Genomic DNA, 15,563 nt, shown 5'->3' on the forward strand with positions numbered 1-15,563 from the left:
ACTATATGCCATGCGAAACATGACGCGCTGTTACCATAACTCATCAAATGTATATCGTTCTTTTTTGGGTTCCGTAAAATATTGACTCTTTAGACGCAAAAGCTCCGCCGTTCCTTCTGCCCACTCCATCCGGGAAGCCTGTTCTAATCCTGCCTTCACTGCCCCCTGCGTGATCCAGCCATTTTCACAGAAAAAAGTGATCATTTCCATATTTTTCTGCTCCACAAGTTTCGGTATCATATATGATTCCTGCTCTTTTAAATATTTTACATAGCGTTCTTTGGCCTCCTCTGTGAGACTGACCGGATACCGTAACCGCAGGCTTAATATGTGAAGCAGTGTGCTTTTCTTTTCTTCTGCACATGCTTTTGGAAAAATGAGGTCATACTGACTTAAGTCCGGGATTCCCTCCTTAAAACACTGCCTTGCCCGGAAGCCTTCTCCCTCAATGCTCCGTCCAAAAATATGAGCCGGTGCGATCTCATCATAGCTCTCATAATATTCCGGATAAAATACCGCCGTCTGTCTGCTCTCTCCCGCAAACGTCACTTCCATATCTGCCGAAATCCGGCTTAAGATCTGTTTTGCCCCACTGCCCTCAAAAACATCACAGCGTATCATCAGAAAATGAAACTTTTTACAGTTCATAAAAGCGTCGCTTCCGATCTCCTCAAGATATTTCCCGATCTCAAGTGTTTCTAATGCATTACAATTATAAAATGCATAATTTCCAATTTTATGCACTGTATCCGGCAGTGTCAGTTTTTTTAATCTTTCCCCGCCAAGTTCCACAAGGCGCATGCTCCAGTCCGCACTATCTGCCGGCATTTTCTGCCATGTTTTTTTCTCCGTGTCATAGATACAGACTGTGTGCTCATACTCCGTTTTCAAATGCGCTGACGCAGCAAAACAATAATCGCCAGTTTCCGTCACTGCATATCCCTCTATCGTATCCGGTATGACAGCTTCTTCTGACTCACCAAAAACGCGCAGAATCTTTATGTTTTCCCCATCTTTTTTTTCCCAGTAAAACTGATAATATGTCTGCATATTGCTCCTTATTCCTGTGTGTGAAAAATATTTTTTTCACCCTGCTTCTCTTCCAGACAACTGCGTATCGCATCCTCCGACAGTTGTTCTCCTATGACGATAATGACTTCCTGTCCCATCCCGATCGGTGAAACCACCAGATTGTTTTTTGTCGCATTCAGCTCGATCCACTGTTCGTTTTCATTTTTCATAAATCCCTTGATACGAAAAACTTTTCCACAGGATTTGTCTAAGAACAGTTTTTGGGTTACTTCCTGTAATCGTTCTTCTGTCATATGCATATTCATAAAGTAGAGAGACTGAAACGTTTCCTCCTGTGTCAAATCCGGTTTGCGGTAATTTTCCATACGGTAGCCACAGGATACGATCTGCCTGAAGTCCTCATCTGTCATCTGCTCCCAGTCTTTAGAAAAGACCTCCTCAAACTGTCTTTTACACCTAATATTTTTCAATGCTCTGTTTAGATGGGAAACTGCTTTTTTCTGTTCCTCTTCGGTTGTTTCCTGTGTCTTACTTAAAACAATACATCCTGCATCTGCCGCCTGTGATGCCAGCAGAAATTCTGCGCTTTCCGGCAGATTTTCTTCCAGATTCGAATCTAAAACTGTGATCACATTTCCGATTTCATACCATCCGTCTAACGGCTCCTCATGCAGTGTGTCAAAAAACTCGTCCACATCATAGATCCCGGAAGGCTCCACGATCACACGGTCATATCCGCACATGCCCATGGATATCAGTTTCGTCTTAAAACGTCTCCTGTGCGTGTCAGCATCACAGCCGCCCGATATCATCTCAAGTTCACAGTTATCTCCCCTTAGATCACCAAGCAGCATCATATCCACATTGACTGCACCGAAATCGTTTTCCAAAATTCCGATATTCTGTCCCTGTGTGATCAGATAAGAAGCATATTTTCTTAAAAAAGTTGTTTTCCCGGAGCCTAAAAATCCGGTGATCAGATCTATTTTCACCATTGCATTCTCCCCTTTTCCATGTAAATCTCTGCTGGCAGCATGCGCAAAACTTTATATGGGGCTGCGAAGTTACAGTTCACAGGGTAATCTGTGAACTGCAACTTTTTCTGCATCTGCCATTCTTTTCTTCTGATTTTACCGCAGCTGCATCATGCCGCCAACTAAAATTCCTTTATTATCGTGATAAATTCTCTCAAACTGTGTCATCGGAAGCGGATTTTCTCCCATGCCAGCCTCGATCGTATAACCTGGTCTGTCATATTCCTTAATAAACCAGTCTTTATATCCGGCATAACCTGACGCACCAGGTGTTTCTTCCACCGCATATCCGCTCACACGCCCGAAGTAGTCTGCGATCTCTTTTGACCTTGCCGGTTCGTAATCCAGATATTTCCAGTAAATAACCTCACCCTGTGTGTGATATGCCAGGATCAGCAGAAAGTCATTTTCTCTTGTCAGCTCATACACTGCTACACTCTCCGGCGCCGTAAGCGGTGCTTCCCCCACATAGTCCCGCGGTGCAGGTTTGTCATACCCCTGCGAAAACTTGATCTGTTTTGCCATCTCCCATCCTGCCGGAAACTGCAGGTTCAGATCCACCCCCTCAATATTTGCCTTCCATCCGTCCGGGAACGGAATTGCAGGATAATCCTCCGCGATCAGTCTCGCCCTGCGGTAATAAACACCACTGTTTAACAAACCATTGACTAAATCCACACCATCCGGATTCACAAGCGGCACCATGCATAACTGAAATTCATTATATAGAGTACGCGCATCCACCGACTCCTGTCCCATATCCGTCTGTCCATCATTTTCCGCACCGGCAGCAGATGAAAAAACAATGTTTCCACCTGAAGCGTAAGATGCCGCATATTCCTCCGCAAATGCTAACAGCACCGGGGTTGTAATACTCTCATTTGCATGGTAGGATGCACTGTAAAATACCTGTTTTGCACCAGTTCCGATCCAGATGCTCCAGATATCTTTTCCCATCACACTTTTTCCTATGACACCGGCAGATAAAAACGGATAGCGCACTACAAGACCTTCTACGATCCACCTTGTCAGAACCGAAGTATATTTTACCATCTGCGGAACTAGCGGAAATCCAAGTGGAATCGCTAAAATGGCATCGATCACAAGCTCATCCGGATCAATCAGCGGATTCGCAGTAAGAATCGCTTCCTCCGTTGTCCCATATCTGCGCGCCAGTCCAAAAACCGTATCTCCTTTTTTAATCGTATGCATACGGTATCCGGTCAGATAAGGTTTTAAATTTTCCCATACCACACGGTTTACCGTACAATTATCAGTATCCCCGGTAAAATCTTTCAGTGCCTGACAGGTACGCTCCCCGAAAATTCCGTCGATTCTAGCCGGATATCCCGCTCTGGTCAGTGCAAGCTGTAAATATTCCACCCATACGCCGCGGTCCCCCTGTATTAAAAATTGCATGAACTCCCCTTTGTATCATTCTTTCTGCTATTATATGCAGCTTACAGTAAAAATTTTCTTTCCCTACTTCACAAAAGCGATGTTATCTAAGTTTATGGCACCATTTTCTATCCTGTCAAATACAAACCGGATACTTTTGATCTGTTCCCGGTTAAATCCATCTTCCGCCACAAACTGATCTGCTGTGATATGCACGGTCTGAAGCTGTCTTTTATATTCACTTTTTCCTGTGAGATACTGGATTTTGGAAAGTTTTACCGGAAATGCCGGATAAAGGATCACAGAATCACTCACAGAACTGACTGCATGATTTCCATGGATATCCGTCAGAACTACAGAAAAATCCATCGGTTCATCATCTGCTTCTTCCCTTAAATCCATCGCGTCAAAACAGATTCCTCCATCTTCCATCGCCATCTGTCCATCTGACATGATCTCATAATATGCATCATTCGTATCTTTCCATTTCAGCCGCACTGCATGGTTCTCCCTCTTTCCCATCGCCGATTCAGAATCCGCCAATTCTTCCTCCGTCCACATCGTAAAATGTTCTGCAGATATGCTTCCCCCCGGCGCTGTCTCTAAATCAGAATCCTCCTCGTAGTCGGTAATAAACGAAGCATCTGAAGTCTCATATTGCTGCACATAAAGCGTTTTGGGCAGATATGCCGCATACTTTGCATAATCAGTCAGAAAATCCGCATAAGTATTATTTTCTTTTAAACTCTTATCTAAAAAAACAAGCGATGCGATCTTTAAGATTTCCTGCTGATCTTCCGCTGTAATGAAATTTTTTACATTCAGCCACAGCGAAAACGGTCTTCCGATATCATACCCGCCCCATTCCGTATTAAACTGTCCATGATTTGCCCCGGCAATATAGAGTGAAGATGCAATGTAAGCCCCGTCTTTTGAAAAGGAAACATTTTCATACTGCTCATTTCCAAGGAAAACACTGATATCCTGATCATTTGCTCCCTGTAAAACCAGATAATCAACATCTGAGAGTTCCGTCTCATGTCCTGCAGGCAGATACTGGTTGACCGACGGTGCCACTGCAATAAGTGCCTGGATCGAATAATGATAATCAAATGTAAACATCCCATTGCCCGGATATGCATCATACTCATTGAACAGGTAAGCATCTGCGATCATTTCTCCGCCCCTTGAGTGTCCCATCAGTGCAATATGATTTTCATCGATCTTACCGTATACCGGCAGTGACTCATCTTTATTTTTCTTTAAGATTTCCCCGATATTTTCCAGCAGCAGGACGGCACGCGCATCATTTTCCCCGCTTCTCTCGTTTAAGATATTTTCATCCACTGACACAAATACATAGCCGTGCGATGCTAAGTATTCACCGAGATAATCGTATCCCAGATAAGATTCTGCTGTAATGCTGTGGTTGCCATGCGCCATAAACACAACAGGACAGTTTTCTGCCTCCGCAGGATACCAGATCTTTCCCGCAACCGGCGCATCTTTTCTGGTATGCTTCGTAAAAAAATTCCGGTAGATTCTGTGCCACTTCTTCTCTTTTGCCACATATGGACTTAAATCCACAGTGCCGGTTGCCATATCTGTTTCACCATCCGGACCATAAGTCACACAGACCGGTGTATATTCTCCCTGTGCAATGTAATCCACAAACCCATCCACCTCGCCTGCCTGCGTCACATAAGTGTTATGATTCCGATACTTCGAAATATAATCATCCACAAATCCCTGCCCGAACAGAAATACCAGAAATACACACCAGATAACACATCCTGCCGCAAAGTGGATTCCGCAAAACAGCGTATGATGGCGTTTTACCAGCCACGCCCAGATGAAGCGTCCCGATAAGAGCAGTAAAATATAAATCAATGTAGCAAAAAAAGTGCTGACCATATGTTCATTGCCAACACTTCCATATACACAGCTACAGACGAATATCAAAGCTCCTGCAATCCCATACAGAATATTTCCAATATTCCTATGCCAGATGCGGTCACCGATACGTGAAAGCAGACATACTATGCCCACAAGCAGCATGTCACTTAATATCACGCCACCGGAAAAAAAATATATCCTGTTGCCAAAATACTCGGTTGCCAGTGCACCACAGAAAAAGCCAGTGATCACCAGCACCACTAATTTCATTCCCCATCCGGTATCTTTCAATTCACACCGGCACGCTCTGCCATATTCGAGCAGTCTGCCGCACAAATTTTTTTTCATCTGTCAACTGTCCCTGCTTACTTTTTTCTCCGTTTTCTCTTCATACATCAGCATCTCAGCCCGTTTGACATAGCTTTCCAGCGCATTTTCCTCGCCAGGTTGTGCAACAACAACACCAATACTTGCACTTAAGTCAAACGGTAGCTGCATTTTTTCCCGCAGCGCACTCAGTTCTGCCCTGATCTTATCTGCTAACAGCATGCCGGCTTCCTCATCTTTTGCACTTTCCAGCACAATAAATTCATCGCCGCCCGTCCGCGCTGTGATCGCATCTGCATCGCAGTGTTTTTGCATAGCCTTTGCAATAGAAACAATCGCAAAGTCACCATATTCATGTCCAAAGGTATCGTTAATATATTTCAAACGATCCAGGTCAACAAACATGACTAACACGGGGATCTTCTTCTCTCTCATAATAGAAAAGTAGCCCTCCGACAGCTTCTGATATCCCATACGGTTATAAAGCCCTGTCATGGAATCTTTGATATACAGACCCGATAAAATCTGGTTCATGTATTCTAATTTTTCTTTTTTATGCAGGTTCTCCATCGCATTCGTCAGCGTTTTTACCACCTGGAACAGATACTGTTTTTCCATCAGATAAACAGCATTTTCAATGACCAGATAACCGACTGTACGATTTCTGAAATGCATCGGAAGGAATAAGAAATCCGTGCCACCCGCCTGTGGTTCAAAAAATGGAAAAATACCTTCAATCTCCATCTGGTCTGTATCAATCATCCTGCCATTTTTATATGCAAATTTCACCTGCATACATTTCGGATAGCCTTCTACATGAAAATCTTCTTCATCAAAAAAACGAAGACTCCGGTGTGCTTTTACCTGCTCCTTATACGCATCCATGTGTGAATCAAGGATCAGATACATTGCGTCACATTTCAGGGAAGGAATACACTGTGGGATACAATACATCATCTCACGGACCGTATTACATTTGAGCAGTTCGTATTCCAGTGAAAATACCTCATCCTCAAACCGGGCAGTTTCAATTCCGTACATGATCTGCCCTTTGAGATAATTTGCCTGATCCGGCACTTTCGCCGCCTTACAGCCGCAACTGTCCCAGAAAATGCCTTCTGTATCCGTATAATAAAACCTTTCTGAATCTTCCCCTTTCCAGATGCGTAAGAATAAATCTGCACATGCAATTCCAACATTTTCCCGGATATGACCGATCGTTGAAATCCTCGGCTCATAATATGCTGCCTTGTCAAAATTATCAAAACCTGTCACACAGAAATCCTCTGGAACCTGATATCCATGTGCCGCTGCCGCCTCACATACACCGACGGCGATATTGTCATTTCCACAGATGATCGCCTCTGGCAGTGCATCATGCGTTTCAAGCAACCTCTCAAAGCCATTTACCCCACACTGATATTCAAAACTCTCGCAATAAAAATCAGATTCCGAATATACAAGCTGTTTTTCATCCATATATGTCTTTAAGGCAGATATTCTTTTTACATTCTCATAATTATCTTCCGATCCCATGACAAACCAGTATTTTTTACATCCGTGTTTCTCATGGAGATGTCCGATCATCATCCGCATTGCTTTTTCATTATTGATCCCGACATAATAAAAATCTTCGATCTCATTTGCAATGGAAATAACCGGTACACCGGACTCTTTTGCCCGCTGTATCACTTCTTCCCGTACCTTCGGATAAGCAATATTATTCAGATCAAGAATAACACCATCAAATTCGCACAATTCCGGAAGCCGGTAAATATTATATTCCCCAATATTGTATTCATTATCGCAGCTCCATCCACCGGAACTGTTAAAGATATACAGACTCACTTCTTCGCCAGTCTGCCTGATTCTCTGAAGAATACCTGCCGGCCATGCAAAAGTAAACCACCTTTTCCAGCCATCCATGATCAGCGCAATTTTCTTCATGATTCTCTCCTGTCCATCTTAATCCTAAAAGCACTATATTAGACGAAAAACCCCGGAAACAAAATGCTTCCGGGGCCTTTTATGCCAAATCAGCACTCGCACCCATTAAACTCTGGATAAGTACTCACCTGTTCTTGTATCAATCTTGATCACATCATCCTGCTCAACGAATAATGGAACAGATACAGTTGCACCAGTCTCAACAACTGCCGGTTTTGTAGCACCTGTTGCTGTATCACCTTTGAAACCTGGCTCTGTGTCAGTAATTCTTAACTCTACGAACAGAGGCGGCTCTACTGCGAATACGCTTCCGTTGTGAGAGCACATTTTTACCATTTCGTTCTCTTTTACGAATTTTAAGGCATCACCGATATCGTCTTTGGATAAAGCGATCTGGTCATATGTCTCAACATCCATGAAGTAGAATAAATCACCATCTGCATACAGATACTGATAATCTTTTCTGTCAATACGTGCCTGTGGGCATTTCTCTGTAGGACGGAATGTTTTCTCAACAACACCGCCACTCTTAATATTTTTTAACTTAGTTCTAACAAACGCTGCACCTTTACCTGGTTTAACGTGCTGGAATTCAATAATCTGGTAAATGTTCCCCTCTAACTCGATGGTAATACCATTTCTGAAATCTCCTGCTGAAATCATGTAACTTCCTCCTTAAACATACGCCCGAGTTTTGGACTCTCTGATTTTTCTATTTTATAATAAATGCCTGTACATTTCAAGTTTTTTTTCGTTTTGCTCCATCAAATTGACAAAAAAGACTTATATTTATGAATTTCGTTCCTCAATCTCATGGATCATATCAATTCTGGTCTGATGTCTTCCACCTAAAAATTCAGCATCTAAATACGCTTTTACAATATCTTTTGCCAGCTCTGTTCCAACGATTCTTGCACCGAATGCAATAATATTCGCATTATTATGCTCTTTTACAAGTCTTGCCGTTGCACAATCCGAGCATACAGCTGCACGCACGCCTTTTACTTTATTTGCTGCGATTGAAATACCGACACCTGTTCCACAGATCAGCACTCCACAGTCTGCCTCACCTGCCACAACAGCGCGTCCGACTTTTTCTCCATACTCCGGATAGTTGCAGCTATCTGACGTATCTGTTCCAAAATTAATAACCTCATGTCCTAATTCTTTCAGATAGTCCATAATAACAAATTTTAACTCAGTTGCTGCATGATCATTTCCAATAGCGATTTTCATTGTTCTCCTCATTTCCTTTTATTTATTTGCTCTTATAGAAACATTTTATTCCAAACAATAAATTTGCCCAAAAACATGCAATCTATTGTTTTGCTTTGTTTTTCTTTGCCAAATCCCTTCTGTAAAAAAACAGCACGATTTTTTCCAGATAGCGTTTTAACACGATCTGTATCTCTTCTTTCGGATGAATCGGTTTTACCAGAATGGAACGGATACCGGCACGCTTTGCACCGTATACGTCTGTAAAGATCTGATCCCCGACAAAAATGGTATTGCCGGTATCTGTACCTAACTCTTCCATTGCTTTTTTATAATTTGCCGGATTCGGTTTGCCTGCCTTGTAAATATATGAAACGTTCACTGCATCGTTAAACATTTTCACACGTGGCTCTTTATTATTCGATAAAAGCATACACGAAAATCCCAGTTCCTTTAAATGTGCAAACAGGGCACATGCACGCTCATCTGCCGGTGCTCCATGCCGTACCAGTGTATTGTCAATGTCAAATATCACCCCCCGGTACCCTTTCGCATATAATTGATCAAAATCTATCTCATAGGTTGAATCCAGATATTCATCCGGATAGAACTTTTCCATCATATTTTTCCTCTTTTTCATTTTCAGTTAAGTTCATATCTGCCGCATGATACTGCATACATGCTCATTGATATTTTTTATACGAGATACAGTGTACTATACTTTGAAAAAAATATCCAGTAAAAAAGAGAATCACTCACCAGCGGTTCTCTTTTTATCATCATTTATATTCTATAATTATAATGAAAAATTCTCATTCGGACGGATATATAATAATCCGGTCTGGCTCATGCGCTCTCCAACAAAGAACTGATACTGCTGCAATACCTGATCTTTCTTCATATCAGAAACAGCCTTCTCAACATCGAGACTTGCAATATCACTCGCAATTCCTTTCAACTCATATTCGGCATCCGGCTGATACTGTTTCGCATACTCCGTGGCACCATAATCCGGTTTGTTATCTCTCTCTCTTTCCGTAACCTCCGCCACTCGGGTGTCTTTTGCCACCTCATCTATGGTATTCGGTACCGTCTCCTCCTGAATCTGAGTATTCTTTATGGTATTGTAATCATAAAATCCCGCCTGTATGCGGATACCTGAAATATTCATACCACTACCCCATCTATCTGCATCTTCTACTTGATAAAAATATATCGGTCTGCCTTTGTAAATACTTTAGCACCATTTTAATGTTCTGTTACTTGTCTAACATCTTTTTCAATTCACTCATAAATGTATTCACGTCTTTGAACTCCCGATATACCGAAGCAAATCTCACATAAGCAACTGCCTCAAGATCCTTTAGCTTATCCATCACAAGCTCTCCGATCAGGCTGCTTGGTATTTCCTTCTCTTCACGGTTAAATATCTCCGTCTCAACCTCATCAACTAACTGATTGATCTGATTTACGGAAATCGGTCTCTTATGACATGCACGCAATACACCTGCCTCGATCTTAGAACGGTCATACTGTTCCCTGTTATTGTCCTTTTTAATAACGATAAGTGGTATGGTCTCTACTTTCTCATAAGTCGTGAAACGCTTCCCACATTCATCGCATAACCGTCTGCGGCGAATCGAATTATTATCGTCTGCCGGTCTCGAATCAATAACTCTTGTATTTTCACTGCTGCAAAACGGACACTTCATAAGCTACCTCCTATGCACAGACCCCCATTTACTAAAAGTATATCCATTGTTTTTGTAATTGTCAACATAATTTTCCCTGTCAGATACGCCTGTTTTTGGTCATTTCAACAAAATTTTTCGAAACGTTTTCGTTTTATTTTGACAATAAAATTTCTATATGTCCTATATTCTATTGTTGTATTTTCTTACGGACTTCCTTTTCTTCTACCTCAACCAGTATGATATCCGGCCCGATCTTTACGATCTTACACCACGGAATGTGCAGTTCAAATTCTCGGCCCACACATCCAAAAAATTTAGCCGGCCCCGGAATGATGATCGTCCGGATACATCCGTCATGTTCATCAAACTCCAGATCACATACATTTCCAAGGCACTTGCAGTCACAGACATTGATCACTTCTTTTTTCTGAAATTCACAAAAACGCATACAGTCTTCCAAACCAGTTCGTTTAAAAAACCATATGCGTCTTTGCATATTTTTAGACTATATTTTATACATTAAAGCGGAATAAGATCACATCCCCATCTTTGACGACATAATCTTTTCCTTCCATGCCCACGATTCCTTTTTCACGTGCTGCGGAAAGGCTTCCATTATCTAAAAGATCCTGATAGTTTACTACTTCTGCCTTGATAAATCCACGTTCAAAATCGGTGTGAATCTTTCCTGCCGCCTGCGGAGCTTTTGTGCCTTTTTTGATCGTCCATGCACGACACTCATCCTCCCCTGCAGTAAGGAAACTGATCAGTCCAAGCAGGCTGTAGCTTGCTGCCACAAGCTTATCGAGACCACTTGACTCTACACCAAGATCCTCAAGATATTCTTTCTTTTCATCCTCGTCGAGTTCTGCCAGTTCCTGCTCTATCTGTGCACAGATAACAAATACTTCTGCCCCTTCTTCTTTTGCCATTTCTCTTACTTTGGCAACATGTGGATTTGAAGCTCCGTCATCTGCAAGATCATCTTCAGATACATTTGCAGCATAAATCGTAGGTTTTGCAGTAAGAAGATTATAGCCCTTAAACCAGATCTGTGCATCCTCATCATCCGGCACTTCAAATGTTCTTGCCATTTTACCTTCTTCAAGATGTGCCTTTACTGCCTCTACAAGTTCAAGTTCTTTTGCAAGAGTTTTATCCATTCTCGCCTGTTTTGCAATTTTCGCAATTCTTCTGTCGAGAATCTCTACATCTGAGAAAATAAGTTCCAGATTGATTGTCTCAATATCCCTTGCCGGATCAACCGATCCATCAACATGAATGATATTCGTGTCTTCAAAGCAACGTACTACATGTACGATCGCATCTACTTCACGGATATTGGCAAGAAACTGGTTTCCAAGTCCCTCTCCTTTGCTTGCGCCCTTTACAAGACCCGCAATATCTACAAACTCGATCGTAGCAGGTGTAACTTTCTTTGTGTGATAGAGTTCACCAAGCTTTACGATTCTCTCATCCGGAACGGATACGATTCCGATATTTGGATCAATCGTTGCAAATGGATAGTTTGCGGAGAGTGCTCCCGCCTTTGTGAGTGAATTAAACAATGTAGACTTTCCGACGTTCGGAAGTCCGACAATTCCTAGTTTCATTTTATCTTATACCTGTCCGAAAATCCTTGATTTGTAGGGATTTTCGCCTTTCTATTGTTTTTTACTACACAAATTACTACACAATTTTTAAGGATTTCTCTGTAATTTGTTATTGTGTTAGGTCTAATACTATCCCCCTTTATATTTTCAATCCAATACTCAAACCATGCTTTGACTGTCATATCACCACAAGCATTGATTCCACCATGTTCATCCTCGAACCTAGCGTCTGCGTACCAATTACGGCATTCTTGAAGTTTCGGAAAATATCTTTGAACGGACTTTCCTGTACGCTTGCTGACAAATCCCGCTGTATACAATCCGTCTTTTCTTTGGCATATTCCTACGCCAAGCTCTCTTCCTTTTAAATCTTTGCCCGTAAAATCAACTCCTTTCTGCTGTGTAAGCATAAAGAGTTTGATACAGTCTAGTATTATATCATAAGTCTTGCAATTTTGTAACCACAAAATTTCACTTTGGTTTTTTCCCAACATATTAATAGTGAAAAATAGTAACAAATTAAGCACCTTCAGAAAGATATATCTCTTTTTTAACTCCGGTGCCTCGTTTAATTCTTTCACACTTGCCAGCGTCGGCATCTGAAACATATGTATCTGGTAAAGTTTTCCATCTACATATTGTTCAGCGTCATCTAAATCCGAGTGCTCTAATACGTAGTCAAAATACTCTATCATTTTTTCTACATATTCCCTAAGCTCCACTTTTCCTGCAAAATACATGCCCCGCCAGTAATTACAGTAGATCTCGTCCTCCATATCCAGCGGATTTTCGTTTTCCTTTAATACGTTATTATAAAGCTTTTCGATCACATCCTGTGACCGGCAGAACATATCCTCGCTTAAATCTTCCCTCTCATCCGTACCGCAGATCCAGTTGCCGTAAACATCATATTCCAGTTCTTCCTTTAAACCGTCAAGGTCATATTTATCCCCATCTAATGCCCGTACTTTTGGATCATCATAAACAGCGATTGCACGGTCTGTCTGTTCGATCAGACGTTTCTGAAATTCTACACTCTCGTTTTTTTCACCGTGTCCAAAACCAGCACGCATGTTTACCTGAACCACAACATAATTATAATAGGCAAACAGTATCTTTTTTCGGATTTCCCAGTCTTCTATTTCAAAATACCGGTCAAACGCCTCCCGTTCAATCTCAAAGCATGCAATACTTTTCTTTGCATCTTCTACTTCACTGTAACGGCTGTAAAAACCGCCAAGTATATGTGTGGTCAGAAGATACTTTTCCCAGACTCCTGTTTTCTGATAATATTTCTGAACAACCTGCGCCATACCAATACATATCAGCCTGTCACAATACCCTGACGCATTCATTCTGTCCAGCTGCTTATAAAACTCATCCGCAAGTTCATCATTTAATCTGTCTTCATGTTCGATAAAAGGCCTTGAGTGCCGTCTCATTTAAATATGCTTCCCGCTCCAGGTTTTTCGTATACTTTTCAAAAAAATCGGCTATATTGCTACTTGTAATCACGTTTGCACCTCTTAGGTTCTCTCAACAGATCAGTCTGGGAAACGTGTACTATTGTTTCTTAATTATTCCAGTCCGTCTGCAAATTGTTCAAATTTTGTTCTTACATTGCGGAATGTCTGCATCAGTTTCGGTGAAAACCCCCCACATTCTCCATTTACGATCATATGAAATGCATCTTCCTTTGAAAAGGCATCTTTATAACAACGCTCATTGATCAGTGCATCATATACATCTGCTACTGATACCAACTGTGCAGATACCGGAATCTCTTCTCCTTTTAATCCATCCGGATATCCTTTTCCGTCATAACGTTCATGGTGGGATCTTGCGATCTCATAAGTTACCCTCTGTGTGACCGGATCCCAGTCATCTTTCATGGAATCTAAGATCTCACATCCACGCAATGTATGAGATTTCATATACTCAAATTCATCTTTGGTCAGTTTTCCCGGTTTTAATAAGATACTGTCCGGAATCGCGATTTTTCCAAGGTCATGCAATGCACTCGCTGACACGATCGTATTGATCATATCCGGTGTCAGTTCATACTCCGGATAATTTTTTGCAAAATCCTCTGCAAGTATCCTCGTATAACCTTTTACCCGCTGGATATGTTCTCCACTCTCTAAATTACGGTACTCAACGATCGTACCAAGCATATCGATGATATCCTGGTTGCGCTTTTCAAGCATCTTCGTCTGCTGCTGCAGTTTATCATATGCCTTGCGCAATACGGCTGTCTGATCTGCCACTTTCTCTTCAAGCTGGTTTTTGTATACATACTGATTTACCATATTCTGTACACGTTTCTGTACCAGTGCTGTTTTATATGGTCTGCCGATAAAATCAGAAACACCGTAATCAAAGCATTTTTTCTCGATCTGCATGCTCGTCTCACCGCTGATTACGATAACCGGTATTTTATCTAAGATTTTTTTACTCTGCATATGCTCTAATACTTCAAATCCATCCATGACCGGCATAATAAGGTCAAGAAGCACTGCATTGATATTTCCTTTTTCTTTCTCAATGACCTCTAATGCTTCTTTGCCGTTCTCGGCTTCTAAAACATCATAATCATCTCTTAATATTTCTTTCAGAAGTTCCCTGTTTATATATGCATCATCTACAATGAGAATTTTATATCTCATATCTGCTCCTCCTCGTATATAAAGCTACACGTTCATCTGTTTTTCGGACCGTAACATTTGTAACTTCATCAGAAAACCATCTTGCACCATTTACATCTATCTTTACACCCTGATATATGGTTCCTTTTACGATCAGCTTCGCATGTTTGCTCTTTTCAATCTCTTCATCCAGATACACATCTTTTTTCTGTATCTCTTTCATTTCAAGTTCCTTTGTGTAAATCGCATCTTCAACCTTCAGATACATCGGATTTACATTCCGCTCCTCCGGCATATATCTTTTCTGAAAATTCTGATAAGCACTTCTTAGCAGCGATAATTCTTTTCCTACTGATTTCATCTGCAATACAAGCTGATTTTTATCATTGATATATTTATCTTCCCTGCCGACACAAACCTCGGTATGTAACCTTGCTTTATTACCAAGATCATACACCTCTAAGTTCTGCCCCGCCTGTGTAATGCCTCCGACGATCTTTCCCATTTTTCCGGCACTGATATGTCCTCTGTTTCGCGAATTGTTTCCTTTTCGCAGAATGATATTGGTCACTTCAACCTTTCCATTTCCGAGTTCCTTAATTGCCTCCTCATTGATTCCTGACACAACACCTTTTTCTTTTAACGATGAAAGTATCTGCTCTCTTGTAAGTACTGCGTTCTCATCGGTTAACAGTATATATGCTTCCATCTCGCAGTATACATCAGACTTGAATACTGTTCCACCGGAAGACTCATCTCGAT

General features: G+C 41.5%; 15 protein-coding genes. All 15 read right to left on the bottom strand.

All coding sequences use genetic code 11. From position 1 onward, the window contains the following. Positions 1-30: 30 nt before the first annotated feature. Positions 31-1,050: a leucine-rich repeat domain-containing protein gene (locus DXA60_RS00510; protein ID WP_117918628.1), complete on the bottom strand. Its 1,020-nt coding sequence runs from the start codon at positions 1,048-1,050 to the stop codon at positions 31-33. Positions 1,051-1,058: 8 nt separating this feature from the next. Next, entirely contained in the window at positions 1,059-2,027 is a 969-nt protein-coding gene (locus DXA60_RS00515) for a GTP-binding protein (RefSeq protein ID WP_117918629.1), read from the bottom strand. A gap of 135 nt (positions 2,028-2,162) precedes the next feature. After that, positions 2,163-3,485 (bottom strand): M14 family metallopeptidase, encoded by a 1,323-nt coding sequence (locus DXA60_RS00520; protein WP_117918631.1) that lies wholly within the window; start codon positions 3,483-3,485, stop codon positions 2,163-2,165. Positions 3,486-3,548: 63 nt separating this feature from the next. Continuing rightward, positions 3,549-5,708, bottom strand: coding sequence for an alpha/beta hydrolase family protein (locus DXA60_RS00525; RefSeq protein WP_117918633.1), 2,160 nt, complete (start codon positions 5,706-5,708; stop codon positions 3,549-3,551). Positions 5,709-5,711: 3 nt separating this feature from the next. Beyond that, on the bottom strand, positions 5,712-7,634 hold the full coding sequence (locus tag DXA60_RS00530) for a GGDEF domain-containing protein (RefSeq protein WP_117918635.1): 1,923 nt from the start codon (positions 7,632-7,634) through the stop codon (positions 5,712-5,714). Positions 7,635-7,739: 105 nt separating this feature from the next. After that, positions 7,740-8,297, bottom strand: a complete 558-nt coding sequence (gene efp / locus DXA60_RS00535) for an elongation factor P (protein WP_015560810.1) — start codon at positions 8,295-8,297, stop codon at positions 7,740-7,742. Between the two features lie 126 nt (positions 8,298-8,423). Continuing rightward, complete coding sequence (gene rpiB / locus DXA60_RS00540; RefSeq protein ID WP_117918637.1) at positions 8,424-8,870, bottom strand: ribose 5-phosphate isomerase B; 447 nt, start codon at positions 8,868-8,870, stop codon at positions 8,424-8,426. An 82-nt stretch (positions 8,871-8,952) separates the two neighbouring features. Next, a complete protein-coding gene (locus DXA60_RS00545; RefSeq protein ID WP_117918639.1) occupies positions 8,953-9,471 on the bottom strand; it encodes a YqeG family HAD IIIA-type phosphatase in 519 nt (172 codons plus the stop codon). 174 nt (positions 9,472-9,645) lie between these two features. Beyond that, positions 9,646-10,020: a hypothetical protein gene (locus DXA60_RS00550; protein ID WP_117918641.1), complete on the bottom strand. Its 375-nt coding sequence runs from the start codon at positions 10,018-10,020 to the stop codon at positions 9,646-9,648. An 88-nt stretch (positions 10,021-10,108) separates the two neighbouring features. Continuing rightward, positions 10,109-10,561 (bottom strand): transcriptional regulator NrdR, encoded by a 453-nt coding sequence (gene nrdR, locus DXA60_RS00555; RefSeq protein ID WP_006858655.1) that lies wholly within the window; start codon positions 10,559-10,561, stop codon positions 10,109-10,111. A 169-nt stretch (positions 10,562-10,730) separates the two neighbouring features. Continuing rightward, positions 10,731-10,991, bottom strand: coding sequence for a YlmC/YmxH family sporulation protein (locus DXA60_RS00560; protein ID WP_117918643.1), 261 nt, complete (start codon positions 10,989-10,991; stop codon positions 10,731-10,733). Between the two features lie 64 nt (positions 10,992-11,055). Continuing rightward, a complete protein-coding gene (ychF, locus tag DXA60_RS00565; protein WP_117918645.1) occupies positions 11,056-12,156 on the bottom strand; it encodes a redox-regulated ATPase YchF in 1,101 nt (366 codons plus the stop codon). Beyond that, positions 12,153-13,598 carry a hypothetical protein gene (locus DXA60_RS00570; RefSeq protein WP_117918647.1) on the bottom strand — a complete coding sequence of 482 codons (1,446 nt, stop codon included), beginning with the start codon at positions 13,596-13,598 and terminating at the stop codon, positions 12,153-12,155. The genes ychF and DXA60_RS00570 overlap by 4 nt, the downstream gene beginning before the upstream one ends. 135 nt (positions 13,599-13,733) lie before the next feature. After that, complete coding sequence (locus tag DXA60_RS00575) at positions 13,734-14,822, bottom strand: HD domain-containing phosphohydrolase (RefSeq protein ID WP_117918649.1); 1,089 nt, start codon at positions 14,820-14,822, stop codon at positions 13,734-13,736. Beyond that, the gene (locus DXA60_RS00580) at positions 14,812-15,510 is read right to left on the bottom strand and encodes a FapA family protein (RefSeq protein WP_117918651.1); all 699 of its coding nucleotides are present in this window, start codon (positions 15,508-15,510) and stop codon (positions 14,812-14,814) included. The genes DXA60_RS00575 and DXA60_RS00580 overlap by 11 nt, the downstream gene beginning before the upstream one ends. Between the last annotated feature and the right edge of the window lie 53 nt (positions 15,511-15,563).

Origin of the sequence: Roseburia sp. OF03-24, from assembly GCF_003463035.1 — a bacterium.
In the GTDB taxonomy this organism is placed as follows: domain Bacteria; phylum Bacillota; class Clostridia; order Lachnospirales; family Lachnospiraceae; genus Roseburia; species Roseburia rectibacter.